Source organism: Streptomyces sp. NPDC051740 (assembly GCF_044453165.1).
Classification (GTDB): domain Bacteria; phylum Actinomycetota; class Actinomycetes; order Streptomycetales; family Streptomycetaceae; genus Streptomyces; species Streptomyces atrovirens.
In genome coordinates this window covers 48,695-64,247 of record NZ_JBITCL010000015.1, presented here as the reverse complement: position 1 = coordinate 64,247, position 15,553 = coordinate 48,695, and the positions used below count along the sequence as shown (strand labels likewise).

Genomic DNA, 15,553 nt, shown 5'->3' with positions numbered 1-15,553 from the left:
CCGGAATGGATGCCGCGCCCCCCTGGTTCTAGCCTGGGGGGCGCGGCATTTTGTGTACCCGCAGTTGAGACGCGTGTCCCTCACGCGTGAAGGCACAGGAACGAGGCACCCACATGACCGACCCCGTGACGCTGGACGGCATGGCCACCATCGGCGAGTTCGACGAGAAGCGGGCCCGGAACGCCGTACGTGAGCTTCTGATCGCCGTCGGTGAGGACCCCGACCGGGAGGGTCTGCTGGAGACACCGGCGCGGGTGGCGCGGGCGTACCGGGAGATATTCGCGGGGCTGTGGCAGAAGCCCGAGGACGTGCTGACGACGACGTTCGACCTCGGTCACGACGAGATGGTGCTGGTCAAGGACATCGAGGTGTACTCGACCTGTGAGCACCACCTGGTGCCGTTCCGGGGCGTGGCGCACGTCGGGTACATCCCGGCCACCAGCGGGAAGATCACGGGCCTGTCCAAGCTGGCCCGGCTGGTGGACGTCTACGCCCGCCGCCCGCAGGTGCAGGAACGGCTCACCACGCAGATCGCGGACTCCCTGATGGACATCCTGGAGCCGCGCGGGGTGATCGTGGTCGTGGAGTGCGAGCACATGTGCATGTCGATGCGGGGCATCCGCAAGCCCGGTGCGAAGACCCTCACCTCGGCCGTACGCGGTCAGCTGCGGGACGCGACGACGCGCAACGAGGCGATGAGCCTGATCATGGCCCGCTGACGCACCGCGCGCCACGCGCCGACACGGGCGCGCTTGAGGCGCTGGGCTGACATGGGTGCGCCTGAGACCTCGGGTCGGCGCGGGTGCGCCTCATGCCACCGGTGCCGTGCCCGGACCGTTCGTGTCGTCGTCCTCCGGGAGCTTGCAGACGCGCTCCAGGAAGATGGCCGCCGCTATGACGCCGATGCCCGCCAGGACCGAGAAGCCTGCGTAGATGGCCTGGTCACGGCGGGCGGGAATGTCCAGGGACTCCAGCAGGAAGACGCCCGTGCCGCCGTACATGCCGGCGACGAGCGCGGCCACCAGGGCGCTGGCCTGCCCGAACACGACCGCGCGGGCGGCCATCAGGGGGTCGACGCCCTTGGCGTCGGCCTGCCGCTCGCGCTGGGCCTTGAGGCGGGCTCGGATGGACAGCGCGGTGGCCGCGAGGACCACCGCGATCAGGGCGAGGACGATGGGCGCGGCCACGGGCACACTCGGAAGGGTGCCCAAGGAGTTCCAGAGGCGGGCGCCGGCCCAGGACAGGATCCCGGCCACGACGAAGACGCCTGCCAGCACCCTGATGCGCAGCTCTTTCACGGTGTCCCTTCGCGTTCCCCCGGACGGTGCCCCGGAATGTGGTCGTGTCGACCTTAACGGCTACTCGGGCAGCCGGAGTTCCAGGTCCGCGCGGGGTGTGACGCCCTCACGGGTGACCGCGCCGAGGAGATCGGCGACCGGCCCGCGGCCGGGCAGCTCCGCCTCGGGGTCGACGTCGTGCCAGGGGGCGAGCACGAAGGCGCGCTCGTGGGCGCGCGGGTGCGGGAGAGTGAGCTGCGGGTCGTCGGAGTGGAGATCCGCGTACGAGACGATGTCCACGTCCAGGGTGCGCGGGCCCCAGCGCTCGTCCCGGACCCGGTGGAAGGCCTCCTCGACCGCGTGCGCCCGCTCCAGCAGGGAGGAAGGGGGCAGGGTGGTCTTCAGCACCACGACCGCGTTGAAGTACGAGGGCTGGCTGCCGGGCTCGACGCCCCACGGCTCCGTCTCGTACACGGGGGAGACCGCCTTGACCCGGATGCCCGGGGTGTCCTCCAGGGCGTCGACGGCCCCCTGGAGGGTCTCCAGGCGGTTGCCGAGGTTGGCGCCGAGGGAGACCACGGCCCGTTTCGGATTGTGCAGGGTGGTGTCGGCGGCGTCGACCCGCTCGACCACGGAGGCGGGGACGGGCTGGACGGTCGGGTCGGTCTGGCCCTGGGTGGACGGCCTGGTCATGCGCGGCTCCGGGTGATGGTGACGGTCACGTCGTCGAAGGGCACGGTGATCGGCGCGTCCGGCTTGTGGACGCACACCTCGACCTCCTGGACCACGTCGTGCTTCAGACAGACCTGGGCGATGTGCTCGGCGAGCGTCTCGATGAGGTTGAGCGGCTCGCCCTGGACGACCGCCACGACCTCCTCGGCCACGATGCCGTAGTGCACGGTCCTCGTCAGGTCGTCGTCGGCCGCGGCCGGCCGGGTGTCCAGGCCGAGGACGAGGTCCACGATGAAGGTCTGGCCATCCTCGCGTTCCTTGGGGAACACACCGTGGTGCCCACGGGCCTTCAGGCCGCGCAGCGCGACACGATCCACGCGAATCACTCCTGCAGTCGTCGGTCCGGCCGGTCGGTGCCTGTGCGGACGGCACACCGGCCTGCATTCGAATCTACCCGCGGGCACCGACAGCACCGGTGGTCCGGGGGTGCGGGTGCGGGCCGGTGGCCGGGGATCTCACCGTCCGTTTCCCTGGGGAGGCCGGGGGCCCACGAGGTGGTGGCCGCCCCTGCCCGCCCCGTCGTGATTCCCACCACTTCCGGTGAGGGGCGACGGGCCATGAGGTCCGTCTACCCCCTCAGGCCGGGGTGTCGTCGTCCTCGCCGTCCTCTTCCTCGGCGAGGACCGGGGAGGCGTGGTGGGACCAGAGCTTCCAGCCGGACGGGGTGCGCCGGAACACGTTGGTGGCCACGACGAGCTGGCCGACCAGGGGGCCGAGCTCCTCGCCGGCCTCGGGGGCCGGGCCGCCGCTGAGGATGTTCTCGGTGCACGTCACCAGGGCGGTGTCGCCGGTGACGGAGACATGCGTGTCGGTGAGGAAGAACTGGATGTAGTCGGTGTTCGCCATGATCAGGGCGTACGACCTGAGCACCTCGCCGCGTCCGGTGAGCACGGGCCAGCCGGGGTGCACGCAGGAGACCACGCCGGTGTCCGCGGGGTCGTGGTACGACTCGTCGACGCCGAGGTCGCCGGGGGTCAGCCAGAGCGACGCGACCTCTTCGAAGTCGCCCCTTTCGAGCGCCTCGTAGAAGGCGGTGTTGGCGGCCTCGACGTGCTCGACATCGGTGTGGGGTGCGCTCACCGGGCTCCTTCTGCGCCGTGCGCGCCGGGTTCGGGGGGTGTGGTGTCCACCGTGCGCGCCTGCGCTATGGCGCGGGTGACCCGTACGGCGTCGGCGGTGGCGCGTACCTCGTGCACGCGGACCGCCCAGGCGCCGGCCTGTGCGGCGAGGGCGGAGACGGCGGCGGTGGCCGCGTCGCGCTCCCGCGCGGGCGGTGCCGCGCCGTCCGGACCGGCCAGGACACGGCCGAGGAACCGCTTGCGGGAGGCTGCGACGAGCACCGGGTGGCCGAGGGCCAGGAGGCGGTCGAGGCGGGCGAGGAGGGCCAGGTCGTGGTCGGCGCCCTTGGAGAAGCCGAGGCCGGGGTCGACGATCACACGGTCGGCGGCGATCCCGCCTTCCAGGACGGCCTCCACGCGCGCGTGCAGTTCCTCGGCGACCTCCGTGACCACGTCGGTGTACACACCCTCGATGTTGCCGCCCTCCAGGAAGCCGCGCCAGTGCATGACGACGAAGGGGGCGCCGACGGCGGCGACGACGGGGATCATGGCCGGATCGGCGAGTCCGCCGCTGACGTCGTTGACCAGGGCGGCACCGGCCGCGAGGGACTGTTCGGCGACGGAGGCGCGCATGGTGTCGACGGAGACGGTGACGCCCTCGGCGGCGAGGCCGCGGACCACGGGGATGACGCGCTTGAGCTCCTCGGCCTCGTCGACGCGGGTGGCGCCGGGCCGGGTGGACTCGCCGCCGACGTCGACCAGGTCGGCGCCCTGGGCGACCAGGTCGAGGCCGTGCTTGACGGCGGTCGTCGTGTCGAACCAGCGGCCGCCGTCGGAGAAGGAGTCGGGGGTGACGTTCACGACTCCCATGACCGCGCAGCGGTCCCAGTGAGGAAGGCCCGCGACCTGGCGGCGTCCGCTGTGGTTGCTCATATGTTCAGCGTAGGCCCGTAAGGGGCCGGGGTACGCCTCGGGCCGGGGCGGGGCGTCCGGGAGCCTGCGGGGGTGCCGTGGAGGCTGTTCGGCGCATTGGCGCATTGGCGCATCGGCGACGGCGTGCGGACGGCTGCCCGGCAAGGCGGCCGGGATACACGGAGTTCGCCGGGCGGAGTTCGGCGGGCGGTTCACGGGACAATAAACGATCTTGATAATTGGGCAATACGTCTATTCACGTGTGACGCGCGTTCCCTGATGCCCTGTGAAATCCCCGGCGTGGCTTTGTTTTTACGGGGTGGGGCACCATCATTCGCCTACGCGCGGTAAGTTTCTGGCCATGCCACGTGGACGTCACCGTCATTCCCCGCCTCTGCACAGGATGCTGCCCCCGTCGGCGATCGCAGGCGTGTCCGTCGTCTGCGCCGTGGGGCCCTGGGTGTTCACGCAACCGATGGTGCTTCGTGTCCTGGCCGCGACCGCCGCGGTCACGGCGGTCGCGGGCGCCGTCGTCATGCGGCACTGGGACGCCCAGGCGGGCAAACGCGTCGCCGAGCTCACGCGCGCGCGTGCGAGCGACGAATGGCGTTTCGAGGAGCGGGTCGCCGAACTGGAGTCCGACCTCGAGGAGTCGCGCGAGCTGCGGGCGAAACTGGAGCAGCGGTTGCGCGCCAAGCGCGCGGAACTCGCCGGGCTGCGCAACGAGCACGCGGCTCTGCTGCGGCGGTACGCCGCGTCGGAGGTCGACCGGGCGAGCGTCCTGGAGGAACGCCGGGTGCTCGAGATAGAGGCCGCTGTTCCGGTCCGCGCGCTGCCGGCGGGACCGTCGGAGGTGCCGGAGCAGGCGGAGTCCGGGGCGGTGGAGCGGGACGAGGCCGTCGCCGAGGAGACGCCGGCGGCTCCGTCCGTCTTCTCGCCGGAGGGGGCGAAGCTGTTCCTGCGCGCCGAGGCGGCACTGGCGCGGCTCGCCGCCGACGCGGAGGCCGTGGAGGACGGCGTCGACACGGACGTACGGACCGACGGGGCGTCCGGGCGGGCCGACGACGACGCCCGGACCGGTGACATGCCGAAGGGCGACGGCTCCCCGAAGGGCGACGACGCCTCCGAGGGCCCCGAGGACGACGGTCCCGAGCCCACGAAGCGGTCCGAGCGGGAACAGGCGCAGGAGGACGAGGCCGGGACCGAGGCCGAGGCCGAGGCCGAGAGGCAGACCGAGGCGGTCGACGGGCACGAGCGCACGACCGCCGACTCCCCCGCGCCGGACGCTCCTCCGGCCCAGTCCGTGCGGCAGCCCTCCGGGCACTTCACCGTGCCGACGGCGGTGGCGGTCGTACCGCAGACCGCACCGGTACGGCGGCCGGTGTCCGAGGGCGGCTTCGACTTCTTCGGGACGAAGAAGGACACCGACGGCGCCACCCTGGACACCGTGCAGAACGAGGACCTCGCCGACGTCGTCGGCCAGGAGGCGCTCGCGCTGCACAAGGCGGAGGCCGAGGCGCGGTTCAAGCCCGCCGACGAGGAGGCACGCGGCGTCGGCCAGGTCATCGACCTGACGGCACACGACGAGACGGAACACATCGACGTCGAGGGCCTGCGCAGCGCGGTCTCCTGACCCGGTGCACCAGCAGAACGGGCCCCGCGCGGTGTGCGCGGGGCCCGTTCGGCGTTCCGGCGCACCCGCGCGCGTACGGGCGGTGCGCCCGTCCCTCCGGGGGCGGGCTTCTCCGTGTGGCTGTGCCCGCGAGGGTGCGGTCGATGCCGTCCAACGACAGGGACGGGCTCCCACGGCCGGTGCGCGTGCCCCTTACACGTCGTCGGTCTCAGCAGCCCCGGCAGGCGTTCTCACGGCCTGTGCCGTCGCCCCGGCAGCCCCGGCAGCCCCGGCAGCCCCGGCAGCCCCGGCAGCCCCGGCAGGCCCGGCAGGCCCGCTCCCGTCTCCCTTGTGTGCCGTCTGCCTCAACGGTCCTGGCAGGTGTTTCCGGGGCCTGTGTGCCGTCGTCTCAGGGGTCCGGGCAGCCGCTCCCGCCTTCTGCGCCGTCCGTCTCAACGGCCCCGGCAGGCCCGCTCCCGTCTCCCTTGTGTGCCGTCTGCCTCAACGGCCCCAGCAGATGTTTCCGGGTCCGGGTGCCGTCGCCCCGGCAGCCCCGGCAGGCCGCTCCCGCCCCCTGTGCGGCGTCTGCCTCAGCAGCCCCGGCAGGCGCTCGTCGTCTGTGCGGGTCAGGCCATCCAGCGGTCCGGGCGGGCGTCCCTGCGGCCGGTGCGGGAGCGTTCCGCCTGGGAGTGGAGGAGGGCCGCCGCCTCCGTGGCATCCCGGAGGTGGGCCGTCACCGACTTGTTCGCGCCGGTGTCCACGTGGACGTCCGCGACACCCCGGGCCCGCCGCCAGGGCCCCTGGACCAGCCGTACGCTCTGCACCTTGGCGTGCGGCACCAGGGACAGGCTGCGTCGCAGCAGCCCGTGACGGGCGGCGAACACCGCGTCGGTGACGGCGAGTCCGTAGCCCCGCCACCACAACGGAACGCACCACCGCGCGCGGCGCGGCGGCCGGGAGAACGCCTCGCGCGGGGGCACGCTCACCCCGGGCAGCACCCGCGCGACGACCGACTCGGCGAGCTCGCGCGGAGCGACCGGCAGCAGCAGGGAGTTGGACGAACCCGCCACGTCCAGTTCCACCCGCACCCAGTCGCGCCACCGCCACAGCAACGGCTCGACCAGCCGTACCGTCTGCACACGCCCCGGCGGCACCGTCTCGTGCGCCCGGTCCAGCAGTCCGTGGTCGATGCGCAGCCCGTCGGGCGACTCGCCCAGCGTCCAGTCGTACTCGGCGACGAACCGGCCCACACTGCTCGCGCCCGCGGCGCCGAGCAGCGGCACGGCCGTGGCGAGCACCGTCCACAGGCTGTGGGTGGCCGTCCACAGCAGCGGCACCACCACGGCGGCGACGAGGAGCCAGCCCCAGGTCGCCCCGGTCAGCAGCAGGGAGACGGCGAGGACGCCCGGCGGCACCCGCAGCATCTCCCGGGACGGCGCCTCGCCCACCTCGTGCGCGGTCTCCGGCGCGAAACCCGCCGCCCGCGCGAGGAGTTCCGCGCGCAGGGCACGCGCCTCACCGGCGCCCAGGAAGGCGAGTTCGTCCTTCTTGTCGGTGCCTATGACGTCGAGTCTGAGCTTCGCCACGCCCGCCACCCGCGCGAGCAGCGGCTGGGTGACGTCGATGGCCTGGATCCGCTCGAGGCGGATGTGCGCGGTGCGCCGGAACAGCAGCCCGGTCCGGATGCGCAGCTCGCTCTCGGTCACCGCGAAGTGGGTGAACCACCAGGTCAGAAAGCCGTAGAGGGCGGCGGCCGGGATGAGTACGGCGAGCCCGATCAGCAGGTGCGTCGTCGTCAGCCGGGTCAGCTGGCGCTGCGCCTGGTCGGGGTCGTGCAGCGCCCACCCGATCAGCACCGCGACGGGCGCCCACGCCCGCCTGAGCGGCGTGACGGGGTGCAGCCGCCTCTCGGTCACGGGCGGCCGGTCGCGTACGTCCTCCTGGACGCCCGGGGCCGTCACAGCCCCGCCGATCGGGCCTCGCCGAGCTCGGTGAGCCGGTCGCGCAGCCGCTCCGCCTCGGCCGGGTCGAGGCCGGGGATGGTGGCGTCGGTCGCCGCCGCAGCCGTGTGCAGCTGCACGCTGGCCAGCCCGAAGTGCCGTTCCACGGGCCCGGAGGTGACCTCCACCAGCTGCATCCGCCCGTACGGCACGACCGTCTCCTCGCGCCACAGCACGCCCCGGCTGATCAGCAGGTCGTCGGCGCGCTCCGCGTACCGCCAGGAACGCCAGTTCCGCTCCAGCATCACCCGGCCCCAGACCAGCAGGGCCAGCGGCAGCAGCGCGAAGGCGGCCCAGCCGGGCCCGGCCAGCAGCCCCGGGACCAGTGCGGTGGCCAGGGTCAGCAGCCCCAGCCACACCACCAGCAGCAGCAGCCGCATCCTCAGCAGTCCCGGGGGCAGGGCGATCCACCCCGGCTCCTCGCCGCCCGGTACCGCCGGCCCGCCCGTTGCCGCTGTCCCCGTGTCGTGCGGGCTCCCCGTCTCCATGGGCCCAGCGTACGTAGGGGAGACTGTGTTCATGACTCCTACGACGGAGACCATGGTCGGTATCGGCGGCGCGGCGGAGAGCACCGACATGGTGCTCAACATCGGGCCCCAGCACCCGTCCACGCACGGCGTGCTGCGGCTGAAACTCGTCCTGGACGGCGAGCGCGTCGTCCGCGCGGAGCCCGTGATCGGCTATATGCACCGGGGCGCGGAGAAGCTGTTCGAGGCCCGGGACTACCGCCAGATCATCATGCTGGCCAACCGCCACGACTGGCTGTCGGCGTTCTCCAACGAGCTGGGCGTGGTCCTCGCCGTGGAGCGGATGCTCGGCATGGAGGTCCCCGAGCGCGCGGTGTGGCTGCGCACGCTGCTCGCGGAGCTGAACCGGGTGCTCAACCACCTGATGTTCCTCGGCTCCTATCCGCTGGAACTGGGCGGCATCACCCCGATCTTCTACGCCTTCCGGGAGCGCGAGGAGCTCCAGCACGTCATGGAGGAGGTCTCCGGCGGGCGCATGCACTACATGTTCAACCGCGTGGGCGGCCTCAAGGAGGACCTTCCCGCCGGATGGACGGCCCGCGCGCGTGCCGCCGTCGCCGACGTGCGCTCCCGCATGGACCGCTTCGACGACCTGGTGCTCGGCAACGAGATCTTCCGCGGCCGCACGCGCGGTGTCGGCGTGCTGTCCCCGGAGGCGGTGCACGCGTACGGGGTGAGCGGGCCGATCGCCCGCGCGTCCGGCGTCGACTTCGACCTGCGCCGCGACGAGCCGTACCTCGCCTACGGCGAACTGGGCGACGTCCTGAAGGTGGTGACCCGCGCGGAGGGCGACTGCCTCGCCCGCTTCGAGTGCCTCCTGGAGCAGACCCACAACGCCCTCGACCTCGCCGACGCCTGCCTCGACCGGCTCGCCGAGCTGCCCCCGGGCCCGGTCAACCAGCGGCTCCCGAAGGTGCTCAAGGCGCCCGAGGGGCACACGTACGCGTGGACCGAGAACCCGCTCGGCATCAATGGCTACTACCTGGTCAGCAAGGGCGAGAAGACCCCGTACCGGCTGAAGCTGCGCTCGGCGTCGTACAACAACATCCAGGCGCTCACCGAGCTGCTGCCGGGGACGCTGGTCGCGGACATGGTGGCGATCCTCGGGTCACTGTTCTTCGTCGTCGGCGACATCGACAAGTAGGTCCCCCGCGTCCGCGATCCCCACCGGCTGCACCAGCCACCCGAAGTCACCGAGTCCGCCCGGCGCGGTGAGTTCGGCGGCCTCCCCGGCGCCCGCGAGGGCGCGTACGTACCCGGCCGGGTCGGTGGACGCCAGCGTGAGCGGGGGGCGTGCGCCGCTGATGCCCAGAGCGCGCAGGGCGTCCCGCTGGGTCAGCAGGCGCGTGCCGGGGAGCGCGCAGGCCGCGGCGCACGCGTCCAGGGCCACATGCGCGGTGAGGTCGCACGTCCCGTCCGGCACGGGCGTCGTCTCCCGCCCCTCCCGGAACGCCGTGAGCGTCCCGAACGGCGGCCGCGCGGTGGCCGTGTGCGCGTAGTCCACGGCGACGGCGAGCCCCCGCGCGAGCGTGCCGACGGCCGACGCCCAGGCCCGGTCCCGCGGCAGCCCGATCTCCGCGCGGAGCCCTTCTCCGGCCCCCAACGGCCACCACCGCACCAGCCACTCGGCCGCCGCGCCCGCGACCGGCTCCCCGAGCCGCTCCGTCCCGTCCTCCCGCACCAGCACCAGCCGCGGTACGCCCGCAGGGTCCACCTCGGCGACGTCCACGGGCACGTTGTCCAGCCACTCGTTGGCGAAGAGCAGCCCCGTGATCCCCTCCGGGGGCTCGGTCCGCCACTCGATCCGGTGATCCAGCCCGGCCGGCCGGTCGGCGAGCTCGACGGCGTACGCACGCACGCGCGGCGCCACATCGGCGGGCAGCGCGGCGAGGACGCCGGTGACCAGTTCGCCCCGCCCGGCCGCCATGTCCACGAAGCCGAGCACCGCCGGCCGCCCCAGCGCCTCGTCGACCCGGCACAGCAGCCGCGCGACGGCGCCGGCGAACAGCGGCGAGGCGTGCACGGACGTACGGAAGTGCCCGGCCGGGCCCGCGCCGGGCCCGCGGTAGAAGCCGCCCGGCCCGTACAGGGCGTCCTGGGCCGCCGCCCGCCAGCCCCGCAGGCCGCCGCCCCCCGCCGCCCCCGCCGTCACCGGTTCCACACCCCCGCCGTCGTCGTCACCGGCCCAGGTTAAGCGCGCGGACACGCCGGGCCTCCACCTTGCGGAGTACACGTGCCGACCGGGGATCGGCCCTCCGGTTGACCCCTGCACGCATTTCGCTTCCCTACGCTGGGTTACGTGCAACGCCTCTATGACTTCCTCCGCAGACACCCGACGTGGGTCGACGGCTTCTGGGCCGCGGTCCTCTTCGGGATTTCGGTGATCAGCGGAGCGAGCATGGAGGAGTCCCGGGGGACGGACCTGCCCGCCCTCACGGTGCCGGTCATGCTGCTGCTGTCGCTGGTCGTCGCGCTGCGCCGCCGGATGCCCGAGCGGATGCTGGTCCTCGCCCTCGCCGTGGGCCTGGGGCAGCTGATCGCGGACGTGGCGACGCTGCCCGCCGACTTCGCCCTGCTGGTGATCGTCTACACGGTCGCGGCGGTCGGGGCCCGCTGGGCCTCCCGCCTCGCGCTGACCGCCGCGCTGATCGCGGCTCCGCTGGCGCAGTTGCGCTGGCCCAACCACGAGGCGGGCACGGCGGAGAACATCGCCATAATGATCTTCCAGGCGGTGCCGTTCGCCCTCGCCTGGGTGCTCGGCGACTCCATCCGCACCCGCCGCGCGTACTTCGCGCAGCTGGAGGAGCGGGCCGCCCGGCTGGAGAAGGAGCGCGAGGCGCAGGCCAAGGTCGCGGTCGCCGCCGAACGCGCCCGGATCGCCCGCGAGCTGCACGACGTCGTCGCGCACAACGTGTCGGTGATGGTGGTGCAGGCCGACGGCGCCGCCTACGTCCTCGACGCCGCCCCCGACCAGGCGAAGAAGGCCCTGGAGACGATCTCCTCCACCGGCCGCCAGGCCCTCGCCGAGATGCGCCGCCTGCTGGGCGTGCTGCGCACCGGCGAGCACCAGGAGGCCGGGGAGTACGTGCCGCAGCCCGACGTGCAGCAGATAGAGGACCTCGTCGAGCAGTGCCGGGGATCGGGACTGCCGGTGGACTTCAAGGTCGAGGGCACTCCGCGCCCGCTGCCCAGCGGCGTCGAGCTCACCGCGTACCGCATCGTGCAGGAGGCGCTCACCAACACCCGCAAGCACGGGGGCTCCGACGTGGGCGCCAGCGTGCGCCTGGTGTACTTCGACGACGGTCTCGGCCTCCTCGTGGAGGACGACGGCAAGGGCGCCCCGCACGAGCTGTACGAGGAGGGCGGCTACGACGGGCAGGGCCACGGCCTGATCGGCATGCGCGAGCGGGTCGGCATGGTCGGCGGCACCCTGGACGCGGGCCCGCGCCCCGGCGGAGGATTCCGCATCAGTGTGCTGCTGCCGCTCAAACCCGCGCATTGACGCCCGCGCACGCCCCTGTTGACACCTGTCACACCCCCTGCGACGACTTGACGACCGAATGGAAGAGGCCCCGATGACGATCCGCGTGATGCTCGTCGACGACCAGGTGCTGCTGCGCACCGGGTTCCGGATGGTGCTCGCCGCCCAGCCGGACATGGACGTCGTGGCGGAGGCGGGCAACGGCGTCGAGGCCCTGGAGGTGCTGCGGTCCACCGCCGTCGACGTGGTGCTGATGGACGTCCGCATGCCCAAGCTCGACGGAGTGGAGACGACCCGCCGGATCTGCGCGGACACCGACCCGCCGAAGGTGCTGATCCTCACCACCTTCGACCTCGACGAGTACGCCTTCTCCGGGCTGAAGGCGGGCGCGTCCGGCTTCATGCTCAAGGACGTGCCGCCGGGCGAGCTGCTCGCCGCGATCCGCGCGGTGCACAGCGGCGACGCCGTGGTCGCCCCGTCCACCACCCGCCGGCTCCTGGACCGGTTCGCGCCGATGCTGCCCAGCACGGGCAAGCAGCCCGAGCACAAGGAGCTGGAGCGCCTCACCGAGCGCGAGCGGGAGGTCATGGTGCTGGTCGCGCAGGGTCTGTCCAACGGCGAGATCGCGGCCCGGCTGGTGCTCTCCGAGGCGACCGTGAAGACCCACGTGGGCCGCATCCTGACCAAGCTGGGCCTGCGGGACCGGGTGCAGGTGGTCGTCCTCGCCTACGAGACGGGCCTGGTACGGGCCGGCGGACACGGCTGAACGGACGGCCGCGCGCCGGTAGGGTGCGCGCATGCTGCTGTGGATCAACGGACCCTTCGGGGGCGGCAAGACACAGACCGCACACGAGATACGGCGCCGCCTGCCGGGCAGCGTCGTCTGTGACCCGGAGCATCCCGGGTTCGGCCTGCACCGCATGCTGCCGCCCGGACTGCGCGGCGACTTCCAGGGCCTGCGGGCCTGGCGGCAGGGTGTCGTCGAGGTGCTCGACCTCGCGCTGAACAGGCACGACGGCGTGGTGATCGCCCCCATGACCGTCACCGACTCCGGGCACTTCGCGGAGACCGTCGGCCGGCTGCGCGAACTCGGCCACGACGTGCGCCACTTCACCCTCCTCGCCGAGCGCGCGACGGTGCTGCGACGGCTGCGCGAGCGCGGATTCGGCCACCTCCTCGGGTCCGTCATGGGCAACGCCTCACTGCGCCGGGAGAGCTGGGCGGTGCAGCGCCTCGACCACTGCCTGGAGCGGCTGAGCGAGCCGGAGTTCGCCGAGCACCTGTGGACCGACCACACCACGGTGCCGAAGACGGCCGACCGCATCGCCGTCCTGGCCGGGCTGAAGCTGCTCCCCAACCACGAGGGACGGCTGCGGACCCGGATGCGGCAGGCGGGCGTGGGCATCCGGCACATCCGCCGGGACTGACCGCACGCGCGGGACGCGTCCTCAGCGCAGGATCCCCTCCAGGAAGTCGCTGCCGAGCCGGGCCACCACCGTCACGTCCAACTGGTGCAGCACGTACCGCCCACGGCGGCGGGTGGTGACCAGACCGGCCTTCTTCAGCACGCTCAGGTGCCGGGATATCTCCGGCGCCGTCATACCGTGCACCTGGACCAGCTCGCCCGTGGTGTACGCGCTGCGGGCGAGGTGGCGGCACATGCGCATGCGGACCGGGTGGGACAGTGCGGTCATCCGCAGGGCCAGCTGCTCGACCGTCGGCGGGGCGGCCGGCTCGGCGGAGCCGACCGGGTAGTGCAGCACCGGCTGCCAGCCGTACCGGTGCAGCACCATCAGGTCGGCCAGCCGAGGCTGGTCGGGATCAGCAGCAGCCCGCCGTCACCCGTGGCCGTACGCCCCTCGCCCAGCTTGTCGACGGTGATCCGCCCGGCGGCCTCGTCGAGCGTCACCGCGGGCGACACCGCCGCCAGCGCCTCGGCCAGTCCCTTGTGCCGGAGCAGGTCGGTCTTGTGGCGGGTGTCCGCGGTGAGCTGATGCCGCAGCCGGGACCACGCCTCGGCGAAGAACGCCTCGTCGCAGTCCCGCAGGAACTGCCGCAGCCAGTCCCTGATCCGCGGCGGGTCGGCGAGCAGCCGCTCGGTGAACTCCGTCTGGCGCGGCCCCCGCGCGGCGGCCAGCTCCAGCGAGCGGCGCCGCAGTTTTTCGTCGGTGAGCGGGCCCGCGCCCGGAGCGCCGTAGGGGAGAGCGCAGGTGAACTCCAGGGCGGCGCCCACGAACTGCTCGTCGGACAGCTTGTCCAGCAGGTCCAGTTCCTCGTCGAGGGTCCCGCCCGGGAGCGTCGCGCGGCCCGGCAGGCCGGCGCTCGGCAGGAACAGGTCCGAGAACGTCGTGCGCCACAGGAAGTCGGCCTCGCACATCCGGTCCGCGAGATGCGGGTCCAGCCGTGCGGTCACCCCCGTCACCCAGCCCTGGAGCCCCGGGTGGTGCCCCGGCTCGGACAGCGCGTGCAGCGCCATGCCGAGCTCGGCGAGGGGCGAGGGCACGACGGCGACCCTCTCCGGCCGCAGCCCCGCGACGTCGATACTCACGCTCATGCCCACGTGGCGCACCCGGTCACTGACAACGCCGCCCCTTCCCGTCCTCGGGGGCAGCGCCCCGGTGTCGGGACGGGAAGGGGCGGCGGAGGCGGAGAAATCCTCAGACCCGGAGCAGCCGCCGCGCGAACTCCACCGCCGCCGCGCGTACGTCCTCGGCCGTCCACTCCAGCCCCGCGGAACGCACGTACACCTCCGTGAAGGACACCCCCGGCCCCTTCGGATCCCAGTGGTTGGCGAAGAGCACGGTTCCCGTCTCCTCGGCCGCCCGGATCGCCACCTCGGCGACCACATCCGCGTCGTACGGCAGCCACACCTGGAAGTCATGGGTGTGCGGCGCCTCGGGGTGGACGCGGAACCAGGGCAGTCCCCCCGCTTCCAGGCCCTCCCGCAGCGCGGCGGCCACCACGCGCGCGTGCCCGACGTACTCCGGCAGCCGTGGCAGCTCCCGCTCCAGTCCGATCAGCGCCGACAGCGCGGTCGGGAACTGCTGGAAGACGTTGCCCCCGTACCGGTGCCGCCAGGCCCGCGCCTCCTCGATCAGGCTCGCGGGACCGGCGAGGGCGGCGCCGCCGTAGGCGTCGAGGGACTTGTAGAACGACACGTAGACGCTGTCCGCGAGGCCCGCGATCTCCTCCAGCGGCCGGCCGAAGTGCTCGGTGCACTCCCACAGCCGGGCCCCGTCGAAGTGCACGACCGCCTCGCGTTCCCGCGCGGCGGCCACCACCTCGGTCAGCTCCTCCCACGTGGGCAGCACGAAACCGGCGTCCCTGAGCGGCAGCTCCAGCATCAGCGCCCCGAAGGGCTCCTCGAAGTCGCGGACCTCTTCGGCGGTGGGCAGCCGGGGCTCGCTCGTCATCCGCACCGGCCGCAATCCGCTGACCTGACTGAACGCGTTCCGCTCGTACACCTCCGGGTGGCTGAGCGGATGCAGCGCGACCGCCGGGTCGCCGGTGCGGCCGGCCCAGCAGCGCAGCGCCACCTGCTGGGCCATCGTCCCGGTCGGGAAGAACGCGGCGGCCTCGGTGCCGAGCAGACCGGCGACCCGCTTCTCCAGGGCCTCGACGACGCCGTTGCCGTAGATGTCGGACGTCTCGTCGAGGTCGTACACGCTCCCCGCCGCCTCCAGCAGGGCCAGCCGCTCCGAGAGGGGGGCGGGGAAGCCGAGGCGCGCGAGCACACGCGGGGCGGCGCGCCAGGCGGCGATCCGCCGTTCGCGCGACGTCGGCCGCGCCGCGTCGTCCGCCTCCTGCCCGGGCTCCCGCTCCTCCCGCACCGTCGTGGTGTCACTCGTGCCGTCGGTATCACTCATGCGCGCGATCATCCCGCGCCCCCGTCCGCGCGGGCACCCCCATTTCCGTACGCGTGCCCGCCGCACATTTCCGCACGCGCGTGTGTCA

General features: G+C 73.1%; 15 protein-coding genes and 1 pseudogene. 6 read left to right on the top strand and 10 right to left on the bottom strand.

All coding sequences use genetic code 11. From position 1 onward, the window contains the following. Positions 1-113 precede the first annotated feature (113 nt). Positions 114-719, top strand: a complete 606-nt coding sequence (folE, locus tag ACIA6T_RS24235; RefSeq protein WP_385058271.1) for a GTP cyclohydrolase I FolE — start codon at positions 114-116, stop codon at positions 717-719. Between the two features lie 90 nt (positions 720-809). Here folE and ACIA6T_RS24230 read toward each other — a convergent pair whose 3' ends face one another. From ACIA6T_RS24230 to folP, 5 genes are all read right to left on the bottom strand, one after another. Next, a complete protein-coding gene (locus tag ACIA6T_RS24230; RefSeq protein WP_399448556.1) occupies positions 810-1,298 on the bottom strand; it encodes a DUF3180 domain-containing protein in 489 nt (162 codons plus the stop codon). A gap of 60 nt (positions 1,299-1,358) precedes the next feature. Further along, positions 1,359-1,970 (bottom strand): 2-amino-4-hydroxy-6-hydroxymethyldihydropteridine diphosphokinase, encoded by a 612-nt coding sequence (gene folK / locus ACIA6T_RS24225; protein ID WP_399448555.1) that lies wholly within the window; start codon positions 1,968-1,970, stop codon positions 1,359-1,361. Then, a complete protein-coding gene (folB, locus tag ACIA6T_RS24220; RefSeq protein ID WP_399448554.1) occupies positions 1,967-2,326 on the bottom strand; it encodes a dihydroneopterin aldolase in 360 nt (119 codons plus the stop codon). Before folB ends, folK begins: the two co-directional genes overlap by 4 nt. A gap of 259 nt (positions 2,327-2,585) precedes the next feature. Continuing rightward, positions 2,586-3,089: a nuclear transport factor 2 family protein gene (locus tag ACIA6T_RS24215; protein WP_385058277.1), complete on the bottom strand. Its 504-nt coding sequence runs from the start codon at positions 3,087-3,089 to the stop codon at positions 2,586-2,588. Next, positions 3,086-4,000, bottom strand: coding sequence for a dihydropteroate synthase (gene folP / locus ACIA6T_RS24210; protein ID WP_399448553.1), 915 nt, complete (start codon positions 3,998-4,000; stop codon positions 3,086-3,088). Before folP ends, ACIA6T_RS24215 begins: the two co-directional genes overlap by 4 nt. Before the next feature lie 340 nt (positions 4,001-4,340). Between folP and ACIA6T_RS24205 the strand changes: the two genes are divergently transcribed. Then, on the top strand, positions 4,341-5,612 hold the full coding sequence (locus ACIA6T_RS24205; protein WP_399448552.1) for a hypothetical protein: 1,272 nt from the start codon (positions 4,341-4,343) through the stop codon (positions 5,610-5,612). Between the two features lie 605 nt (positions 5,613-6,217). On the opposite strand, the gene ACIA6T_RS24200 is transcribed toward ACIA6T_RS24205, so the two are convergent. Together ACIA6T_RS24200 and ACIA6T_RS24195 are read right to left on the bottom strand one after the other, a co-directional pair. Next, positions 6,218-7,552, bottom strand: a complete 1,335-nt coding sequence (locus ACIA6T_RS24200; RefSeq protein ID WP_399448550.1) for a PH domain-containing protein — start codon at positions 7,550-7,552, stop codon at positions 6,218-6,220. Beyond that, entirely contained in the window at positions 7,549-8,079 is a 531-nt protein-coding gene (locus tag ACIA6T_RS24195) for a PH domain-containing protein (protein ID WP_399448549.1), read from the bottom strand. Before ACIA6T_RS24195 ends, ACIA6T_RS24200 begins: the two co-directional genes overlap by 4 nt. A gap of 31 nt (positions 8,080-8,110) precedes the next feature. On the opposite strand from ACIA6T_RS24195, the gene ACIA6T_RS24190 reads away from it, so the two are divergent. Next, the gene (locus tag ACIA6T_RS24190; protein WP_399448548.1) at positions 8,111-9,262 is read left to right on the top strand and encodes an NADH-quinone oxidoreductase subunit D; all 1,152 of its coding nucleotides are present in this window, start codon (positions 8,111-8,113) and stop codon (positions 9,260-9,262) included. Here ACIA6T_RS24190 and ACIA6T_RS24185 read toward each other — a convergent pair. Continuing rightward, positions 9,227-10,279, bottom strand: a complete 1,053-nt coding sequence (locus tag ACIA6T_RS24185) for an SAM-dependent methyltransferase (protein WP_399448637.1) — start codon at positions 10,277-10,279, stop codon at positions 9,227-9,229. The genes ACIA6T_RS24190 and ACIA6T_RS24185 overlap by 36 nt on opposite strands. Before the next feature lie 138 nt (positions 10,280-10,417). Between ACIA6T_RS24185 and ACIA6T_RS24180 the strand changes: the two genes are divergently transcribed. From ACIA6T_RS24180 to ACIA6T_RS24170, 3 genes are all read left to right on the top strand, one after another. Next, positions 10,418-11,620 carry a sensor histidine kinase gene (locus ACIA6T_RS24180; RefSeq protein ID WP_399448547.1) on the top strand — a complete coding sequence of 401 codons (1,203 nt, stop codon included), beginning with the start codon at positions 10,418-10,420 and terminating at the stop codon, positions 11,618-11,620. Positions 11,621-11,693: 73 nt separating this feature from the next. Continuing rightward, a complete protein-coding gene (locus ACIA6T_RS24175) occupies positions 11,694-12,365 on the top strand; it encodes a response regulator transcription factor (RefSeq protein WP_073936742.1) in 672 nt (223 codons plus the stop codon). Positions 12,366-12,396: 31 nt separating this feature from the next. Further along, positions 12,397-13,026: an AAA family ATPase gene (locus ACIA6T_RS24170; RefSeq protein WP_399448546.1), complete on the top strand. Its 630-nt coding sequence runs from the start codon at positions 12,397-12,399 to the stop codon at positions 13,024-13,026. A gap of 21 nt (positions 13,027-13,047) precedes the next feature. Here the strand turns inward: ACIA6T_RS24170 and ACIA6T_RS24165 are convergent. Both ACIA6T_RS24165 and ACIA6T_RS24160 read right to left on the bottom strand, forming a co-directional pair. Continuing rightward, positions 13,048-14,153, bottom strand: a pseudogene (locus ACIA6T_RS24165) (DUF5937 family protein). 103 nt (positions 14,154-14,256) lie between these two features. Continuing rightward, positions 14,257-15,477, bottom strand: coding sequence for a threonine aldolase family protein (locus ACIA6T_RS24160; protein WP_399448545.1), 1,221 nt, complete (start codon positions 15,475-15,477; stop codon positions 14,257-14,259). Between the last annotated feature and the right edge of the window lie 76 nt (positions 15,478-15,553).